Below are 18,493 nucleotides of genomic sequence, written 5' to 3' on the forward strand. Positions count from 1 at the left end.
TCCGGACTTCTGTTCCATGTTACAGCGTTGCTAGCTGCGGATCTGGCCCTCGCCCTGCACTATCCACTTGGTGGTAGTGAGTTCGGTCAGGCCCATGGGACCGCGGGCGTGGAGCTTCTGGGTGGAAATGCCAACCTCTGCGCCCAGGCCCAGTTCCCCGCCGTCCGTGAACCTTGTGGAGGCGTTGACGATGACCGCTGCCGAGTCAATTTCGGAAATGAAGCGTTCGGCGTTCGCGAGGTCGTTGGTGATGATGGCCTCAGTGTGCCCCGTCGACCAGCGGCGGATGTGCTTCACTGCCTCATCGAGGTTGTCCACCATGGCCACCGCCAGATCCAGGTCCATGTACTCGGTGGCCCAGTCCTCGTCGGTGGCCGGCACTGATTCCACCGAGGCAGGCAACGCGGCGCGGACCCTCGTGTCGGCGTGCAACGTGACTCCTGCTTTGCGCAAGGCCTCGGCGACTGCGGGCAGGACGGTGGATTTGGAATGCACCAGGAGGGTCTCCACCGTATTGCAGACGCTGGGCCGCTGGGTCTTGGCGTTGAGGAGGATGTCCACTGCCATGTCTTCACTGGCAGATTCGTCAATAAAGATATGGACATTACCCTCGCCGGTCTCGATCACCGGAACGGACGAGTTGTTCACGACGGTCTGGATCAGGTCCCGGCCGCCGCGGGGAATCAGGACGTCCACCCGGCCGCGCGCCCGCATGAGGACGTTGGCGCCTTCACGGCCGAACTGGTCCACGCTCTGGACGGCGTCCGCCGGCAGCCCGACCGACTCGAGGGCTTCACGGAGGGCACGGATGAGTGCCTCGTTGGTGGAGGCAGCGGCAGTGCCGCCGCGCAGGATGACCGCATTGCCGCTTTTCAGTGCCAGACCGGCGATGTCCACCGTCACGTTGGGACGGGCCTCGTAGATGGCTGCAACCACGCCCATGGGGACGTTGATCTGGCGCAGGCGCAGGCCGTTGGGCAGGGTCTGGCCGCGGACCACGTTGCCCACCGGGTCAGGCAGGCCCGCAAGGTTCTCCAGCGCGGCTGCGAGGGCATCGATCCGTGCGTCGTTCAGCGTCAGGCGGTCCAGCAGGGCCGCGGACGTTCCGTTCGCGCGGCCGGCCTCCACATCCTTGGCGTTGGCGGCCAGGATGCGGGCCTTGCTCGCGAGCAGGGCAGCGCCGATGGCGCGCAGGCCTTTGTCCTTCCAGGCGCGGTTTGCGCGTGCCATGCTGCGCGAAGCCTGGCGGGACCGGTCAGCGATGGCGTGCACGGCAGCCTCGACCTCAGCCGGGGACAGCTGGGCATTTTCCGGCGCGACGGATACGTCCGTGGAGTCGCTGGATTTCTCGGCGGCTTGGTGAATCAGTGCCTCAGTCATCATTCAAGTCTAGGCGAATCAGTCCGCTAGACCAGAACCAGGTCATCAACGTGAACAACCTCACGGTCGAAGCCACGGCCCAGCGACTCCCCCAGTTCCACTGTGGAACGCCCCAGCATCTGCGGCAGTTCATCCGAGGAATAGTTGACCAGGCCCCTGGCGATGACCGTGCCGTTCGGCGAAATCATTTCGACGGCGTCGCCGGATTCAAAGGTGCCTTCAACTGCCGTGATACCGGCCGGGAGCAGCGAAAAGCGGTGGTCCCGGACAGCCGTGACGGCGCCGTCGTCGAGGATCAGCCGGCCCTGCACGTGCGCCAGGTGCGCCAGCCACATCATGCGCACCGATTTGCGGCCGCTGTTGACGGAGAACCAGGTTCCCACGTCCTCGCCGTTCAGGGCGGCGGCGGCGTTCGCGGTGGACGTGACCAGAGCGGGGATGCCCGAATCGGCGGCCATCGTGGCGGCCTCCACCTTCGTCTGCATGCCGCCGGTTCCGACACCGGCCTGGCCGGGTTTGCCGATGTTGACGCCCTCGAGGTCCTGGGGGCCGTCAACCTGCGGAATCCGCTTGGCACCCTTCGAGGGAGGCCCGTCATAGAGCGAGTCGACGTCGGAGAGCAGCACCAGGGCATCGGCCCGGACCAGGTGCGCCACCAGGGCGGACAGCCGGTCGTTGTCGCCGAAGCGGATCTTGTGCGTTGCCACGGTGTCGTTTTCGTTGACCACCGGCACGACGCCGAGGTTCAGGAGACGGTTCAGGGCACGGAAAGCGTTCATGTGGTGGCTGCGCCGCATGAGGTCGTCCGCGGTCAGCAGGACTTGGCTGACCGTCACGCCGTGCGCTGCGAAGGCGTGCGTGTAACGGGCCATGAGGAGTCCCTGGCCGACGCTGGCGGCTGCCTGCTGGGTGGCGAGGTCGCGCGGGCGCTTCACCAGGCCCAGCGGGGCCAGGCCTGCGGAGATGGCGCCGGAGGAGACGAGGATGATCTCGGTGCCGTCGTTGTGCTTGGCAGCCAGCGCATCGGACAGCTCGATCAGTGCCTCTTCGGAGATTCCACCCTTGAGGCTGGTGAGCGACGACGATCCGACCTTGACGACGATGCGGCGCGCCCTGGCGAGCATGCTGCGGTCGTCGGTGCGGGGTTCCTCGATGACAATTGCGGAATTATCGGTCACGTGTGCGGGTTCACTCCTCATTTTCGGTGGTCAGTCCGCTCTCCTTGAGCGGCCGTGCGGCACGCCGCCCGCTGACTGATTCGGTCCAGATCCCGGCCTTGCGCTCGGCTTCCAGCTCGGCCCGGGCCGCAGCCTTGGCGTCGCGGCGCTCCTGCTGCTCGTCGCGCTTCTGCCCGCGGGTGGGGCGGTCGCCGATGTCGGCGAAGCGGACGTCCGTGCCACGGGGCGAGGCGAGCAGTTCGGCGCCCGCCATCATGGTGGGTTCCCAGTCGAACACCACGCCGTCGTCTTCACCGATCACTACGGTGTCGCCGGGCTTGGCGCCCTGCTTGAACAGCTCGTTTTCCACGCCCAGTTTGGCCAGGCGGTCGGCGAGGTAGCCGATGGCTTCTTCATTGGTGAAGTCGGTTTGCTTGACCCAGCGCACGGGCTTGTCGCCCAGGACCCGGAACAGCGGCTCCAGGTTCTTTTCCTCACGGCGGATCTTGAAGCCTGACTCGTTGACTGCCCTCGGGCGCAGCACTGGTGCGTGCACCTTCGGCGGCGTGGCAGCCACCGAGTCACGGGCAGCCTTGACGATCTCCGCCATGGCGAAGCCGAGCTGGCGGAGGCCTTCGTGGCTCGTGGCAGAGATCTCGAATACGCGGTAGCCGCGGGACTCAAGTTCGGGCCGGACGAACTCGGCCATGTCCTTGCCGTCAGGCAGGTCGACCTTGTTCAGGGCCACCAGCCGGGGCCGGTGGTTCAGCGGGACAACCTCGCCGTCGGAGCCGGCGTAGCTCATGTCAACCGCGTATTTTTCAAGCTCGGCTTCAATGATGGCGAGGTCTGAGAGCGGATCGCGGTCAGCTTCGAGCGTACCGCAGTCCAAAACGTGAACCAAAGCTGCGCAGCGCTCGACGTGCCGCAGGAAGTGGTGGCCAAGGCCCTTGCCTTCGCTGGCTCCTTCGATGAGTCCGGGGACGTCGGCGATGGTGAAGCGTACGTCGCCGGCCTGGACGACGCCCAGGTTGGGGATCAGCGTGGTGAAGGGGTAATCGGCGATCTTGGGGCGTGCCGCGGACATGGCGGCGATGAGGCTGGACTTGCCGGCGGACGGGAATCCCACCAGGGCGATGTCCGCGATGGACTTCAGTTCCAGGACAATGTCGCTGGACTCGCCTTCGATGCCGAGGAGGGCGAAGCCGGGAGCACGGCGCTTCTGGGAGGACAGTGCGGCGTTGCCCAATCCGCCCGGTCCGCCGGCGGCCGCGACGAACTCGGCGCCTTCGCCGACGAGGTCAGCCAGGACCCGGCCGTCCTTGGTCTTGACGACGGTGCCTTCCGGAACGGGAAGGATCAGGGTTTCGCCGTTTTTGCCGCCGCGCCAGTCGCCCATGCCGGGCCCGCCGTTGGTGGCGTGGCGGTGGGGCGCGTGGTGATAGTCCAGCAGCGTGGTGGTCTGGGGGTCAACGCGCAGGATGACGTCGCCGCCGTCGCCGCCGTTGCCGCCGTCGGGACCGCCCAGGGGCTTGAACTTTTCGCGGTGGACGGAGACACAGCCGTGACCGCCGCTACCGCCGGATACGTGCAGTACTACCCGGTCTACAAAGCTCGCCACGTGAATCTCCTCTGTGCTTAACCTGACCGTCTTGGACGCCCAAATTGATTGTAATGCGGTTAAAAGAACAGTGGAGCGGGCCATCATGGCCCGCTCCACCGGTTTAGATCTTGGTATTACTCTGCAGCTGCAGCAGCAACAATGTTCACGACTCGACGTCCGCGGCGGGTGCCGAATTCGACGGCGCCGGGGGTCAGTGCGAACAGGGTGTCGTCGCCGCCGCGGCCTACGCCGGCACCCGGGTGGAAGTGGGTGCCACGCTGGCGAACGATGATTTCGCCTGCGGAAACTACCTGGCCGCCGAAGCGCTTGACGCCGAGGTACTGGGCGTTGGAGTCACGACCGTTGCGAGTGGAGCTCGCGCCTTTTTTATGTGCCATTTGAAATGCCTGCCTTAAAAATTCTGGGGAATCTGCTGAAAACCTGAAAAGTAACGGAAGGTTACTTGATACCGGTGATCTTGACCTTGGTCAGTTCCTGACGGTGACCCTGGCGCTTCTTGTACCCGGTCTTGTTCTTGAACTTCTGGATGACGATCTTCGGACCACGAAGGTCCTGAAGGATCTCAGCCGTAACCGTTACCTTGGCCAGGTCCGCAGCGGCAGACGTGACTTTGTCACCGTCTACCAGGAGCAGTGCGGGCAACTCAATGGTGCTGCCGGCTCCACCGGGGACGCGGTTCAGGGTAACGAAGTCTCCAACGGAAACCTTCTCTTGGCGGCCGCCTGCGCGGACAATCGCGTACACCACTGGGGAACTCACTTCTCTCGACGTTTATTACTAGATTTGCGTGCGGAACCTGGGTCCAAATTGTTTGGCCTGGTTCACGCTGTGCCTCAACGCCGGTGGATTCCCCGGGGGAACCCATGAGTTATCCACGGACAATGCGTTTGGAATCCAAACGGACCGTCCTGAGGTTATAACCCAAGTGTTGGCGTAAGCACCGAAGATCTAGAATACGCTAATTTTGCCTTCGGCCGCAAATGAGGCTGGCTCCGGTGGCAGTACGTGATAGGCGCCACTCTGCGTAATACAGGCTGGTGCTGCAACGACTTCCGGAACCGTGCCCCACTATCCTACCGGCTGCGGAACCCTCTGCGGTGCAGCATGCAGCCTCGGCGCGTCGAAAAAGTCCACCTCGTAGCGGCACGATTGGCGGAAGGCTGTCCGCATGGCCTGCCGTTCCGCCTCAGACGCCGCCCGGGCCGCGGCGTCAGCGATGCGGACCGCCTCCCTGGTGGCCGCGGCGAACTCCTCGTCCGCGTAGGTACGGAGCCACTCGGCGTAAGGGTGGCTGGCCGGCGAGCCGGCCGCCAGGAACTGTCCATGAAGCGTGGCACCTACCTCGGCGTACAGCCAGAAGCACGGAAGCACGGCGGCTACGAGCACTCCGTAGCTGCCGGAAACTGACGAAGCCAGGAGGTGGTCCACGTAGGACTTGGTCACGGGCCCCAGGCCGTCGTCCACCTTCCGGGTGCTGAGCCACGTCCGGTGCAGTTCGGACTCGACTTCGAGGCATTGCTGGGCCGCGCGCGCCCAGAAAAGCTGTTCGGCCTCAGTGGGGGCTATGGCGGCGGCACGGGACAGCACCCTGGAATAGCCGTTCAGGTAAATGGCGTCCTGGGCAAGGTAATACGCAAAGTGCTGCTCGGTGAGGGTGCCGTCGGCCAGGGCACGGATGAAGTCCAGCCCATAGATGTCGTCCAGGTCCGGCCTGGCGTCCTGCCGGAGCACCGCAGCGAACTGCCCTTCGGCCGGCGCGTCCGCGCCTTTGGGCGCGAGATGGTGGAAATGGTGGACCGGGCCGTTGCCTGTTCCCACTTCCAGTGCTTCGGCTTCCCGGAGCGCTCCCTGCAGCCACGGCTTCACTTCCCGCAGCGATGCTTCCCAGTCCCCCAGCCGTGCCTGCGCAGTTGCCATCGCCGAGGACAGCGAACAGCCCGTGCCGTGGCTGTTCCTGGTGGTGATCCGCTCGCCGGGGACTACCACAACGTCCTGGCCGAGCAGCCCTTCGGTGTTGACGAGCGCGTCGGGGCAGGAACCGCCGTCGAGATGTCCGCCCTTGACCAGGACGGTGGTGCCCGCCTGGGCAGCGAGGCGCTTGCCCTGGGCCAGTGCCGCTTCCCAGTCGCCGGCGAGGGGTTCGTTGAGGAGCATCGCCAGTTCGGCCAGGTTCGGCGTAACAAGGTCGGCAAGGGGCAGGAGTTCACGCAGTTCCGCCTCGGCCGCCTCCTGCAGGAGCCGGTCCCCGCTGGTGGCGACCATCACGGGATCAAGAACGACGACGGCGGGACGGGCCTTCTGCAGCCAGCCGCGGACGGCGGCAATCACCGCAGAGTCACCCAGCATGCCGATCTTGACGGCGTCAATGCTGATGTCATCGCTGATGGCCTCAAGCTGGGCGGTCAGGAATTCGGCCGGGGGCACGTGGACGGCACGGACGCCGCGGGTGTTTTGCGCCGTCAAGGCGGTGATGGCAGCCATGCCGTATCCGCCGTTGGCGGCAATGCTCTTGAGGTCCGCCTGGATCCCGGCCCCGCCGGACGGATCGGAGCCGGCGATGGCCAGCACCCTCGGTGTACGGCGAAGGAGGGCGCCGCCGGACGCTGAGGGGGTTGCCGTGGAGGCAGGCGTGGGCAGGAATGATATTGCCAAAGGAGACATCCCTTCGCCGGTGCTAACCGGACAGGTTCAACGGGTGTGGATCTCAGCCGGCCCTGTGCGCGGCACCCCGTGTCAGTCCCCTAGCCTACTGTTTCCCCGCAACGAACTCGCGGGTGCGGCCCGAAACCGGCGTATTGCTACGCCTGCCTCGGACCGCACCCGCGATGTCAGTTCGTGGAACCTGCCCTGAGATCAGAGCTCGGAGGCCGGTACACCTACGCCGAGGATGATCGGTTCGTTGGCGGGTGCCTTGGCAGGCGCGTCCTTCTGGGCCGGCTCGGGTGCCTTTGCTTCGTGGGTGTGACCTGACGCAGCTACCGGAGCAGTCTCGTGGTGTTCCACGGACGTCTCGTTCGCTGCGCCCTGGGCACGGCTGGCGCTCCGGTTGCGGCGGGGACGGCGCGCCCGGCCCTGCACCGCAGTGTGATCGGTGTAGTCCGCTTCAGCCGCACGCGCTGCCGGCGCCTGGGCGGCCGGCACGTGGGCAGGTGCCTGAACCGCAGGCTGAGCCGCAACCTGCGGTTCGGCAGGTGCCGCCGGAGTTTCAGCCACTACAGGCTCGCCAAGGTGCGCGAAGGCTTCAGCCAGCCGGTCAAGCGTCAGGGAAGCTCCCGGGGAAGGCGCTTCTCCGCCATGCTCAACGAACGGCAACGCCACCTTTTCGCCGCCGAAGGTCAGGACCGCCGCGGGACGTCCAGCAGCAGCCACCTCAGTTTCCGATGCCTTGGACGGGCGTACTGCGGCAGGAGCTGCCTGCGTGGCAGCGGGCTGCGCCGGCGCGGATCCGGGCCTGGCCGGAGTCCCGGCCTGCCCGGAGGGTGCCTGGCCGGAGGATGCCTGGGCTGCCAGTGCCTGGCCTACTGCCTGTGCCGCGGCTGCTGCGGCCGGGGCCGCATGGCCCGCTTCGGCGTCGTGCAGGTGGGCTGCGTGCGCGGCCGCGGCGATGTTCGCCAGCGCCACGCGGGTGGCCTCAGCCTTTGCATGGCGTTCGGCTTCTGTGGGCTCGTGATGCGCCGGAGCGGGCGTCGACGGAGCTGCCTCGGAAACCGGCTGGCCACCCTTGCCGCGGCGACGGCTCTTGCGCTCCGTCCGGGGCTGCTGCTGCTGCTGGATCTCGGTCCGCTGCACGTGGTGCTCGGCGGCAACAGTGTTGGCGCGGCGGTGCTCCACAGGCTCGTCGTGGGTGACGATGCCGCGGCCGGCACAGGCCTCGCACTGCTCGCCGAAGACTTCCAGCAGCCCGGTGCCCATGCGCTTTCGGGTCATCTGGACCAGGCCCAGCGAGGTCACTTCGGCAACCTGGTGCTTGGTCCGGTCGCGGCCGAGGCACTCCACCATGCGGCGCAGCACCAGGTCGCGGTTCGATTCCAGCACCATGTCGATGAAGTCGATCACGATGATGCCGCCGATGTCGCGGAGGCGCAGCTGGCGCACCACTTCCTCGGCAGCTTCCAGGTTGTTCTTGGTGACGGTTTCCTCGAGGTTGCCGCCGCTGCCGGTGAACTTTCCGGTGTTGACGTCCACCACGGTCATGGCTTCGGTGCGGTCGATCACGAGGGAGCCGCCGGAGGGCAGGAAGACCTTGCGGTCCAGTGCCTTGTGGATCTGCTCATCGATCCGCCAGGCGGCGAAGATGTCCGTATCCTTGGTCCACTTTTCGAGCCGGCCCACCAGGTCCGGAGCCACGTACGTCACGTACGCCTCGATGGTGTCCCAGGCTTCCTCGCCGGAGACGATCAGCTTGGAGAAGTCCTCGTTGAAGACGTCACGGACCACCTTGATGGTGAGGTCCGGTTCGCCGTAGAGGAGCTCCGGGGCAAGGATCTTGGTGGACGTGGCCTGGCCTTCGATGCCTTCCCACTGGGCGCGCAGGCGGTTGATGTCGTGCGTCAGCTCTTCCTCGGACGCGCCCTCGGCTGCGGTACGGACAATCACGCCGGCGTCTTCCGGCAGGCGGTCCTTGAGGATCCGCTTGAGGCGGTTGCGTTCGACGTCGGGCAGCTTGCGCGAGATGCCGGTCATGGAGCCGCCGGGAACGTACACGAGGTAGCGTCCGGGCAGGGAGATCTGGCTGGTCAGGCGGGCGCCCTTGTGGCCGACGGGGTCCTTGGTGACCTGGACCAGCACGGAGTCGCCGGACTTCAGTGCGTTCTCGATCCGGCGCTGCTTGCCCTCGAGATTGACGGCGTCCCAGTTGACTTCACCGGCGTAAAGGACTGCGTTGCGGCCGCGCCCGATGTCGACGAAGGCAGCTTCCATTGAGGGCAGCACATTCTGGACCTTGCCGAGGTACACGTTGCCGATCAGCGAGTCCTGCTGCGTCTTGGAAACGAAGTGCTCCGCCAGGACACCGTCTTCCAGGACACCGATCTGGATTCTGTCGTCGCGCTGGCGGACGATCATCTGGCGGTCCACGGATTCACGGCGCGCCAGGAACTCAGCCTCGGTGATGACTGTGCGGCGGCGGCCGGTGTCGCGGGACTCGCGGCGGCGCTGCTTCTTGGCTTCGAGCCTTGTGGAGCCCTTGACGGAGGTGACGCGGTTGTTGACCGGCGCTTCGCTGATGGCTCGCGGCGCGCGAACGCGGGTCACCGTGTTGGGCGGGTCGTCATCTCCCCCGCCGGTCAGCTCAAGGTCCTGGTCGCCGCGGCGGCGGCGGCGGCGACGGCGGGAGGTCACGCCGTCGTCCGTGGTCCGGGTGGACTCCTCATCGGTGTCCTCGTCATCGGCAGCACCTTCAGCAGGTTCGGCTTCGCCAGCAGCTTCCCGGTCAGTCACGCGGCTGCGTCCGCGGCGTCCGCGGCTACGACGGCGGCGGGAGCCACCGGCCTCGCCTTCCTCGCCGTCGTCTTCTGTGTCTTCCTCGTCGATATCCTTGGCTACGGCTGGCGTGGCCGCCGGCCGTAGCACGGTGCTCAGGTCCGGCGCCTGGAAGATCATGGAAGTGACCGAGCCGGGCTCAAGGAAGAGCGCACCGACGGGGCTGGCGGTTTCGGACTTTGCAGTCTCATCAGGCTCGGTATCTGCCGCCACACCGGGCGCCTGGGCCGTGGATGAATCCTGGACAGGAGCTTCCCGGGGTGCAGATTCCTGGCCCGTCGCGGCCACTTCTTCCTCGGCTGTTGAGGCTTCGGCAACGGGCGCTGCGTTCTGCGCGGCAGGCTCGACCGGCGCGGCTTCGGCTGCCTTAGCGGGAGCCTTGGCACGAGAGGCGCGGCGACGGACCGGCTTTTCAACGGCGGCGGCTTCGGCCGGCGCCGAGGGTCCGGGCTCCCCTGCTTGGCCCGCCTCAGCCAGGGCATCACCGTGCGCGGCGGCGTCTTCTGCGAAGACCGGAAGCGGCTCGGCAGGCTCCACCTTCTTGCGTGAGCGGCTGCGCCGGGCCGGGGCCTTCTCCTCCACAGCCTCCGGCGCACCGGCTTCGGCCGCCGGGGTCTCGACCGCCGGGGCTCCGTCAGCGTCCGCGGATGCGCCGGCTTCGACTGCCTCCGCCTTCGGAACGGCCTTGCGCCTTGTCCGGATGGCCCTCCTGGGCGGCTGGGGCGCTGCTGCCTCTTCGCTAGCAGCGGATTCTTCGTTAACGGCTAGGACCTGGTCATTATCCATATGTAGCGACACTCCTGCCCCTGACGCACCGCCACATCCGGCACCCTTGGGGGCACATATTGTCAAAACCCGCAGGCGTTGACAGAAGTCAATTGGATACCCTCAGGTTCGCACCGGCAGTGGGGTGCGGCAGCCCTGGAGGGCCGGCAGCGTTGTTCTGAAACCCGTTGTTCCTGAAAGCCACAACCAGGTGCCGTCCAATGGCATTGCGGGGAGGCCGGGATCTGTCGTGGATCCGGAGCGTGCCCTGCTCATCATTGGCGGTCTTGCAAACAAGCCACCGGACCGGAATTCGAATGTGGATCGACTTCCAGCCAGCTTCATTCTCTCATACGGACACTCAAACACGGTGGAAGCGGGGAGATCCGGCGCACAATCAGGGCGCCGCCGGCCGGAGTCTGTGCCCGCCTTCCAGCCTCCGGCGTTACAATCAGGGCGAGGAGCCCTCGAGAAAAAGGACGCAACATCCCATGCCCAGCATCTCCAATTCCATGCAGAACAACGTGGCGGACGGCGACCTCCGCGAGCGTGAAGCGGCCAGGGAGAGCCTGCCTCCCATGACCAGGGACACACAGTTCGGCTGGCTGCTGGTCATCACCGGCGTTATCGGCTGGCTCGCCTCGGGCGCCCTGGTCCTGGAAAAGCTTGCGGTGCTCAAGGATCCGAACCATGTCACCGCCTGCGACGTCAACCCGTGGGTTTCCTGCGGTGCCGTGATGCAGACCTGGCAAAGTTCCCTTTTCGGCTTCCCCAACATGTTCATCGGCATCGTGGCGTTCGCCGTCGTGATCACCACCGGCATGGCGGTGCTCTCCGGCGCCAAGTTTGCCCGCTGGTACTGGCTTGGCCTGCAGGCCGGTGTGACCCTCGGGTTTGCCTTCGTGGTGTGGCTGTGGTCGCAGGCGCTGTACTCCATCCACATCCTGTGCCCGTTCTGCATGGTGGTCTGGGCCGCGATGATTCCGCTCTTTGTGTGGGTCACGGTCCGGAACATCACGCACGGAGTGATCAAGGTTCCGGCCGGCGCGGCGAAAATCGCCGGCGACTCCGGCTGGATTGTCACCGCCCTGCTCTACGTGGCCGTCATCGCCACGATCTTCTTTGCCTTCATCCAGGTCTTCATCGGAACGTCCGGCTACTAGGGCGGCTACTAGGGCAAAGAAAAAGCGCGAGCGTACAGTTGAGGCCCCCGTTTCTTCGGAAACGGGGGCCTCAACTGTACGCTCGCGCTGGGGGCAGGGTGCTTAAGTGCCCGCTCGCGCTGGGGCCTTGTTAGTCCTGGAACCAGATCTTGATCTCCCGCTCGGCGGACTCGACGGAATCGGAACCGTGGACCAGGTTCTGCTGTACCTTCAGGCCCCAGTCGCGGCCGAAGTCGCCGCGGATGGTGCCGGGCGCCGCCGTCGTGGGGTCGGTGGTGCCGGCGAGGGAACGGAAGCCTTCGATCACGCGGTGGCCCTCGAAGATTGCCGCGACGACCGGTCCGCTGAGCATGAACTCGACGAGCGGCTCGTAGAACGGCTTGCCCACGTGCTCCTCGTAGTGCTGCTCCAGCAGTTCGCGGCTGGCGTCGACCTTCTTGAGCTCGGTGAGGGTGTAGCCCTTGGCTTCAACCCGGCCAAGGATGGCGCCGGTCAGGTTGCGGGTCACGCCGTCGGGCTTGATCAGGACGAGGGTGCGCTCAATGCTCACAACTGCTCCAATGTGTTTGGGGTGGGATTCGGAAACAAGTCTAGTTGCTTTGGTCTTCAGGGTGCGCGGCTTCCCATTCGGCCTGTTCCCGTTCGCGCTGCCCGGCCTCCCGGTCAATCCGGATTCCGGTCCTGATGCCGTACCACCAGGCAACGGCAAAGAGGAACCCCACCACGAACATCATGGGTTCGATGAATCCTGCGAAGATCAGGACGAGCTGCAGGATCCAGCCGAGGCCGACACCCCACGGCTTGGAAAGTACCGCGCAGGTGAGCACCAGCACCAGGCTCAGCCCGATGCCCACCGAGAGGATGAGAGCCGGGGGGAAGTCGTCGCGCCGGAGTCCGAAGACCGCCAGCGTGGCGAAGAACGCGACGAACCCTTCGAGCACCAGGACCGTGGAGGCGAACATGACTTTGGTGGAGCGCCGCTTCTTGGGCATGCCCGGCCGCCACTCCCGCTGCGCCTTAGTGAGTCGAGCCATGGTCAGGCGTCCGCCTTTCCGAGCAGGATCCGGGCTTCCGCCACGAGCGTGATGGAGCCGGTCACCAGGACGCCGCCTGCGAGGTCTTCGTTGGATTCGGCATGCTCCACAGCCCATTCCAGGGCGTCGTCGAGCTTCTCAGCCACATGGATGTTGTCCTCGCCGAAGCCGAGGTCCAGCGCAATTTCCGCGAGGTCCTCGGCCGGGACCGCCCGCGGCGAGTTGGACTGGGTGAAGCAGTATTCAGCGGCGAGATCGCCCAGGGACTCCTTGAGCTGGCGGAGGATCTCCTCGGCGTCCTTCTCCTTCAGGACACCCACCACCACCACCAGCTTGGTGAAGCTGAAAGCCTCGTGGATCGCCTCGGCGGAGACGCGGATGCCTTCGGGGTTGTGGGCGGCATCCACGATGATCGTCGGGGCCGTCCGGAGCACCTCCAGCCGGCCGGGGGACGTCACCGTGGCAAACGCCTCCTGGAGGACGTCGGCGTCGAGCGCCTTCTCCCCGCCGAAGAAGGCCTCCAGCGCAGCGACGGCGACGGCGGCATTCTCCGCCTGGTGCGCTCCGTGCAGCGGCACCAGCAGTTCTTCATACCGGCCGGCCAGGCCCTGGATGGTTACCACTTGGCCGCCAACGGCGACGGTCCGGGATTCCACGCCGAATTCCACGCCTTCGAAGCGGTACGGCGCCTGGACTTCGCGGGCCTTTTCAAGCAACACCTGGGCTGCGCCGACCGGCTGTGCGGCACTGACCAGGAAGCCGCCCGGTTTGATGATGCCGGCCTTTTCGTAGGCGATGTCCTCCGTGGTGTCGCCGAGGAGGTCGGTGTGGTCCAGCGAAATGGGAGTCACTACCGCAACCTGGCCGTCACCGACGTTGGTCGCATCGGTGATGCCGCCCAGGCCCACCTCCATGACGGCCACGTTGACCGGCTGGTCGGCGAAGACGGCGAAGGCAAGGATGGTGAGGCATTCGAAGTAGGTCAGCCGGGGCTGGCCCTCGGCTTCAAGCTCACTGTCCACGATCTGCAGGTAGGGCCGGATCTCATCCCAGATCCGGACGAAGGTCTCATCCGGCACGGGGGCGCCGTCGATGCTGATCCGTTCGGTCACCTTGGACAGGTGCGGGCTGGTGTAGCGGCCGGTGCTGAGGCCGTGGGCGCGGAGCCCGGCTTCGATCATCCGGGCCGTGGACGTCTTGCCGTTGGTTCCGGTCACGTGGATGATCGGGAACGCCTTGTTGGGCTCCCCCAGCACATCCATAGCACGGAACAGCGGTGCGAGGCGCGGCTCCATCTTGTTCTCCGGCGCCCGGCCCAGCAGTTCGGCGTAGACGCTCTCCACGGAAAATTCGTCGGTCATGTCCTAGGCCTCAATCTTCTCGACGGCGACCTGCAGCTCGGTGCCGTCTCCATCGGAGTACAGGCCAAGCTCCAGGGTCAGGGTTTCGGTGACCACAAGGTTTTCGTGTGCCTTCACCGCGTCCACAACATCCATCGGGGCTGTCACGCTTGTCCGGATCCGGTCACTCACGTTTAGTCCGGCATCCTTGCGGGCCTGCTGGATGGCGCGGACCATGTCGCGCGCAATGCCTTCAGCCTCGAGCTCCGGCGTGACTTCGGTGTTGAGCACCACGAAGCCGCCGCCGGGCAGCACGGCAGCCGCGCGTGAGCCGACGCCCTCCGCGGCTTCGGCCACGACGGTTTCCAGGGTGTATTCCTGCGGTTCCAGCTCCAGCCCACCCGCGGTGACCACGCCGGCGTCGGAAACCGACCAGTCGCCGGACTTGGAGCCCTTGATGGCCTGCTGGACGTTCTTCCCCAGGCGCGGGCCCGCGGCCCGGGCGTTCACCACGAGCTTCTGCTCGATGCCGAACTCCTCCGGGGAGGCGCTCTCGGCGTCGAGCAGGCGGACCGAACGGATGTTCAGTTCATCGGCGACGACGGCGGCGAACCCTCCCAGCGCATCCGCGCCGGGTGCCACGACGGTGAGTTCCTGCAGCGGCAGCCGGACGCGGAGGTTCGCGGCCTTGCGCAGCGAGGATCCGGTGGAGCAGATCTGCTGGACACGGTCCATGGCTTCCACCAGGGCAGGGTTGGCCGGGAACAGGTCCGCGTCCGGCCAGTCAGCCAGGTGCACGGAGCGGCCGCCGGTGAGGCCGCGCCAGATCTCCTCGGAGACCAGCGGCAGCAGGGACGCGGCCACGCGGGAGACGGTTTCCAGTGCAGTGTAGAGCGCGTCGAAGGCGTCCACGTTCTCGTCGAAGAAGCGCTGGCGGCTGCGGCGGACGTACCAGTTGGTGAGCATGTCCAGGTAGCTGCGCAGTTCGTCGCAGGCGCCGGAGATGTCGTAGCTGTCCAGCTGGACGGTTACGTTGCGGACCAGGTCGCCGGTGTTGGCCATGAGGTACTGGTCCAGGGTGTCGGCGTAGCCGTCGTAGCGGAGCTTCGCGTCATAGCCGGCACCGCCGGCAGCCGCGTTCGTGTACAAGGTGAAGAAGCTGTACACGTTCCACAGGGGCAGGATGACCTGGCGGACGCCGTCGCGGATTCCCTGTTCGGTGACCACGAGGTTGCCGCCGCGCAGGATGGGGCTGGACATCAGGAACCAGCGCATGGCGTCGGAGCCGTCGCGGTCCAGCACCTCGGAGACGTCGGGGTAGTTGCGCAGGCTCTTGGACATCTTCTGCCCGTCCGAGCCGAGCACGATGCCGTGGCTGATGACGTTGCGGAAGGCCGGGCGGTCAAACAGTGCCGTGGACAGGATGTGCAGCATGTAGAACCAGCCGCGGGTCTGGCCGATGTACTCGACGATGAAGTCCGCCGGGTTGTGCGTGTCGAACCATTCCTCGTTCTGGAACGGGTAGTGGACCTGGCCGTAGGGCATGGACCCGGAGTCGAACCAGACATCCAGGACGTCCTCGACGCGGCGCATCACGGACTGGCCCTCTTCAGGGGTGCGGGGGTCGTCCGGGTTGGGCCGGGTCAGCTCGTCGATGAACGGCCGGTGCAGGTCAACCTCGCCGTCCTTGTTCAGCGGGAGCCGGCCGAAGTCGGCCTCGATCTCGGCAAGCGAGCCGTAGACGTCGGTGCGAGGGTATTCGGGGTCGCTGGACTGCCACACCGGGATGGGGCTGCCCCAGTAGCGGTTGCGGCTGATGGACCAGTCGCGGGCGTTGGCGAGCCACTTGCCGAACTGGCCGTCCTTGACGTTGCCGGGGATCCAGTTGATGTCCTGATTCAGCTCGGACATGCGGTCCTTGAACTTCGTGACTTCCACGTACCAGGAGGACACGGCGCGGTAGATCAGCGGGTTGCGGCAGCGCCAGCAGTGCGGGTAGCTGTGCTCGTAGCTGGCCTGGCGGACCAGGCGGCCCTGGGCGCGCAGCACCTGCGTGATGGGCTTGTTGGCCTCGAACACCTGCAGGCCCACGATGTCGTGCAGGTCGCCGTGCGAGAACAGCGGCAGGAACTTGGCGCCTTCGTCCACGGACAGGACCACGGGGATGCCGGCCTCTTCACAGACTTTCTGGTCATCTTCACCGTAGGCGGGTGCCTGGTGGACAATGCCCGTGCCGTCGGTGGTGGTGACGTAGTCGGCTACGAGGAAGCGCCAGGCGTTCTCCGTGCCGTACTTTTCGGCGTCGCTGAAGTCATTCCAGAGCGGCTGGTACTGCAGGCCGGCCAGTTCGGCGCCGGTGTAGGTGGCGGTGACCGCGGCCTCGGCGGCTTCGACGCCGGCCGTGCCGTCACCGTAGCCCAGGTCCTTGGCGTAGGCGCCCAGCAGGTCCGCCGCGAGCAGGAAGCTGCCCGCGACCGGGGCCTCCGCGGACGCGGCCTTGATGCCGTTGGGTCCGGCCGGCAGCACAGCATAGGTGATGGAAGGCCCGACGGCGAGCGCCAGGTTGGTGGGCAGGGTCCAGGGGGTGGTGGTCCAGGCGAGGGCCTGCACGCCGGCCAGTTGTTTGGACAGCTCGGACTCCCCGGCCGTGATGGGGAAGGTGACGGTGACGGTCTGGTCCTGGCGGTTTTTGTAGACGTCGTCGTCCATGCGCAGTTCATGGTTGGACAGCGGCGTCTCGTCCTTCCAGCAGTACGGCAGGACGCGGTAGCCGTTGTAGGTCAGGCCCTTTTCGTGCAGCTGCTTAAAGGCCCAGAGCACGGACTCCATGTATTCGACGTTGAGTGTCTTGTAGTCGTTGTCGAAGTCCACCCAGCGGGCCTGGCGGGTGACGTAGCTCTTCCACTCGTCGGCGTACTTCATGACGGAGGCGCGGCAGGCGTCGTTGAACTTGTCGATGCCCATGGCTTCAATCTGGGTCTTGTCCGTCATGCCCAGCTGCTTCATGGCTTCCAGCTCCGCGGGCAGGCCGTGGGTGTCCCAGCCGAAGCGGCGCTCCACGCGGCGGCCGCGCTGGGTCTGGTAGCGGCCCACCAGGTCCTTGGCGTAGCCGGTCAGGAGGTGACCGTAGTGCGGCAGTCCGTTGGCGAAGGGCGGGCCGTCGTAGAAGACAAACTCGTTGCTGCCGGGCGCACCGCCGGGCGCGTCCGCGCTGCGCTGGTCGATGCTCGCCTGGAAGGTGCCGTCCTGGTCCCAGTACTTGAGGATGCGCTCTTCGATCTCCGGGAACTTCACGGAGGCCGATACAGCGGAGGTGTTGGAAGCAGTGGTGTTGGAAGGAGAGGTGGTGGAACCGGTGCCTGACGCTGCGGCAGAGGCCTTGGGGTAATAGGTCATCTCGACATCCTGGGTTGAGCTAGTGAACAAGTGGATCATTCAGGATGCGAGGACGGCCCGTGCGCTGTTTTGCAACAGCACCGCACCGCGGTACCACCTCACTTACCGCCGCCGGACCCCGTGACAGGGAGAGCACCGGCGTCGGCCGCTCATTTGCTGCTGTGACGGGCTTACCCGTCCGGTTCTACTGCTCCGGTTTCCTGCGGGGCAGGAGTCCGAAGGTTCTTCCGGAAGCTCACCGGTGATGGCCGGGTCAAAGCTGATACTCGATTGTACCCAGAGTTGCAGTGTTCTCCAGCAAAACGGCCCATGCCTGGACCCGGCCCCGGCCCGGCTCAGCCCTGCTTGCGGATCAGCTTGTAGTTGGCGGCCTGCGCCACGGGTCGGATCACAATCTGGTCCAGGTTGACGTGGTGCGGCGCCGTCACCGCGTAACGGACCACATCTGCCACGTCCCCCGCCGTGAGGGGTTTCTCCACGCCTTGGTACACCTTCCCCGCCGCCTCCTGGTCACCCAGCCTGTTGAGGGCGAACTCCTCCGTCTGCACCAGGCCGGGGGCAACTTCAATGACCCGGAGGTTGTTTTCCACTTCTTCCAACCGGAGAGCGCCGGTCAGGGCGTGCTGGGCGAACTTGGCCGCATTGTAGCCGGCACCGCCCTCGTAGGCGGCGAGTCCCGCCGTCGAGGTCAGGTTCAGGACTGTGCCCTCCCCGCAGGCGCGCAGCATCGGCAGGAAGGCGCGGGTCAGTTTCATCGTGCCCAAGACGTTGACGTCGAACATCCACTCCCAGTCCTCGGTCTTGGCCTCCGCAATCCGGTCGGCGCCCCGGGCACCGCCGGCGATGTTGATGAGGGTGTCAATTCCACCGGCGTTTGTCACCTCGGCCAGGAGCCTCTCCACGTCTTCGTCGTCGACGATGTCCGCCGCAATCGCCGTGGCCCCGGTGGCGTCGGCGAGCGTTGCAAGCCGGTCCGCCCGGCGCGCGACGGCGAAAACAGTCCACCCTTCGGCCCTCAACGCCCGGACCGTGGCTTCGCCGATGCCTGTGCTTGCTCCCGTTACTACGGCTGCCTTTGTGCGCTTTTCCTCAGTCATGGCACCACCCTAGCGTCGGAGGAACTCCGGCAGCATACGGGCGTAACGGAATGCCA

General features: G+C 66.0%; 13 protein-coding genes and 1 riboswitch. Of the genes, 1 reads left to right on the forward strand and 12 read right to left on the reverse strand.

All coding sequences use genetic code 11. The annotated features are described in order from the left end of the window. Positions 1-30 precede the first annotated feature (30 nt). The 7 genes from Q8Z05_RS20075 to Q8Z05_RS20105 all read right to left on the reverse strand — a co-directional run bounded on the left by Q8Z05_RS20075 (position 31) and on the right by Q8Z05_RS20105 (position 10,428). Complete coding sequence (locus Q8Z05_RS20075) at positions 31-1,380, reverse strand: glutamate-5-semialdehyde dehydrogenase (protein WP_305941292.1); 1,350 nt, start codon at positions 1,378-1,380, stop codon at positions 31-33. A gap of 26 nt (positions 1,381-1,406) precedes the next feature. Next, the gene (gene proB, locus Q8Z05_RS20080; RefSeq protein WP_305943644.1) at positions 1,407-2,504 is read right to left on the reverse strand and encodes a glutamate 5-kinase; all 1,098 of its coding nucleotides are present in this window, start codon (positions 2,502-2,504) and stop codon (positions 1,407-1,409) included. Positions 2,505-2,568: 64 nt separating this feature from the next. After that, on the reverse strand, positions 2,569-4,158 hold the full coding sequence (obgE, locus tag Q8Z05_RS20085) for a GTPase ObgE (RefSeq protein ID WP_305941293.1): 1,590 nt from the start codon (positions 4,156-4,158) through the stop codon (positions 2,569-2,571). Between the two features lie 116 nt (positions 4,159-4,274). Beyond that, positions 4,275-4,538 (reverse strand): 50S ribosomal protein L27, encoded by a 264-nt coding sequence (gene rpmA, locus Q8Z05_RS20090; protein ID WP_009372867.1) that lies wholly within the window; start codon positions 4,536-4,538, stop codon positions 4,275-4,277. A 61-nt stretch (positions 4,539-4,599) separates the two neighbouring features. Further along, entirely contained in the window at positions 4,600-4,908 is a 309-nt protein-coding gene (gene rplU / locus Q8Z05_RS20095) for a 50S ribosomal protein L21 (RefSeq protein WP_011692233.1), read from the reverse strand. 321 nt (positions 4,909-5,229) lie between these two features. Beyond that, complete coding sequence (locus Q8Z05_RS20100) at positions 5,230-6,822, reverse strand: bifunctional hydroxymethylpyrimidine kinase/phosphomethylpyrimidine kinase (RefSeq protein WP_305941294.1); 1,593 nt, start codon at positions 6,820-6,822, stop codon at positions 5,230-5,232. Then, a riboswitch (TPP riboswitch) is annotated at positions 6,805-6,902 on the reverse strand. Its footprint overlaps the gene before it by 18 nt. Before the next feature lie 112 nt (positions 6,903-7,014). Then, complete coding sequence (locus Q8Z05_RS20105; protein WP_305941295.1) at positions 7,015-10,428, reverse strand: ribonuclease E/G; 3,414 nt, start codon at positions 10,426-10,428, stop codon at positions 7,015-7,017. Positions 10,429-10,898: 470 nt separating this feature from the next. On the opposite strand from Q8Z05_RS20105, the gene Q8Z05_RS20110 reads away from it, so the two are divergent. Further along, a complete protein-coding gene (locus Q8Z05_RS20110; RefSeq protein WP_371745894.1) occupies positions 10,899-11,570 on the forward strand; it encodes a vitamin K epoxide reductase family protein in 672 nt (223 codons plus the stop codon). Between the two features lie 130 nt (positions 11,571-11,700). On the opposite strand, the gene ndk is transcribed toward Q8Z05_RS20110, so the two are convergent. The 5 genes from ndk to Q8Z05_RS20135 all read right to left on the reverse strand — a co-directional run bounded on the left by ndk (position 11,701) and on the right by Q8Z05_RS20135 (position 18,437). Then, positions 11,701-12,120: a nucleoside-diphosphate kinase gene (gene ndk, locus Q8Z05_RS20115; RefSeq protein WP_305941296.1), complete on the reverse strand. Its 420-nt coding sequence runs from the start codon at positions 12,118-12,120 to the stop codon at positions 11,701-11,703. Between the two features lie 40 nt (positions 12,121-12,160). Continuing rightward, positions 12,161-12,604 (reverse strand): DUF4233 domain-containing protein, encoded by a 444-nt coding sequence (locus Q8Z05_RS20120; protein ID WP_305941297.1) that lies wholly within the window; start codon positions 12,602-12,604, stop codon positions 12,161-12,163. Between the two features lie 2 nt (positions 12,605-12,606). Continuing rightward, complete coding sequence (locus tag Q8Z05_RS20125) at positions 12,607-13,965, reverse strand: bifunctional folylpolyglutamate synthase/dihydrofolate synthase (RefSeq protein ID WP_305941298.1); 1,359 nt, start codon at positions 13,963-13,965, stop codon at positions 12,607-12,609. 3 nt (positions 13,966-13,968) lie between these two features. Beyond that, the gene (ileS, locus tag Q8Z05_RS20130; protein WP_305941299.1) at positions 13,969-17,340 is read right to left on the reverse strand and encodes an isoleucine--tRNA ligase; all 3,372 of its coding nucleotides are present in this window, start codon (positions 17,338-17,340) and stop codon (positions 13,969-13,971) included. A gap of 335 nt (positions 17,341-17,675) precedes the next feature. Continuing rightward, on the reverse strand, positions 17,676-18,437 hold the full coding sequence (locus Q8Z05_RS20135) for an SDR family oxidoreductase (RefSeq protein WP_305941300.1): 762 nt from the start codon (positions 18,435-18,437) through the stop codon (positions 17,676-17,678). Positions 18,438-18,493: the final 56 nt, after the last annotated feature.

Source organism: Arthrobacter oryzae (assembly GCF_030718995.1).
Taxonomy (GTDB): Bacteria; Actinomycetota; Actinomycetes; order Actinomycetales; family Micrococcaceae; genus Arthrobacter; species Arthrobacter oryzae_C.

What these genes read in the sequence shown, in the direction of transcription:
- Q8Z05_RS20075 (WP_305941292.1), bottom strand. Translation starts at nt 1,380, where the DNA reads ATGACTGAGGCACTGATTCACCAAGCCGCCGAGAAATCCAGCGACTCC.
- proB (WP_305943644.1), bottom strand. Translation starts at nt 2,504, where the DNA reads ATGCTCGCCAGGGCGCGCCGCATCGTCGTCAAGGTCGGATCGTCGTCG.
- rpmA (WP_009372867.1), bottom strand. Translation starts at nt 4,538, where the DNA reads ATGGCACATAAAAAAGGCGCGAGCTCCACTCGCAACGGTCGTGACTCC.
- Q8Z05_RS20100 (WP_305941294.1), bottom strand. Translation starts at nt 6,822, where the DNA reads ATGTCTCCTTTGGCAATATCATTCCTGCCCACGCCTGCCTCCACGGCA.
- Q8Z05_RS20105 (WP_305941295.1), bottom strand. Translation starts at nt 10,428, where the DNA reads ATGGATAATGACCAGGTCCTAGCCGTTAACGAAGAATCCGCTGCTAGC.
- Q8Z05_RS20110 (WP_371745894.1), top strand. Translation starts at nt 10,899, where the DNA reads ATGCCCAGCATCTCCAATTCCATGCAGAACAACGTGGCGGACGGCGAC.
- Q8Z05_RS20120 (WP_305941297.1), bottom strand. Translation starts at nt 12,604, where the DNA reads ATGGCTCGACTCACTAAGGCGCAGCGGGAGTGGCGGCCGGGCATGCCC.
- Q8Z05_RS20125 (WP_305941298.1), bottom strand. Translation starts at nt 13,965, where the DNA reads ATGACCGACGAATTTTCCGTGGAGAGCGTCTACGCCGAACTGCTGGGC.
- ileS (WP_305941299.1), bottom strand. Translation starts at nt 17,340, where the DNA reads ATGACCTATTACCCCAAGGCCTCTGCCGCAGCGTCAGGCACCGGTTCC.
- Q8Z05_RS20135 (WP_305941300.1), bottom strand. Translation starts at nt 18,437, where the DNA reads ATGACTGAGGAAAAGCGCACAAAGGCAGCCGTAGTAACGGGAGCAAGC.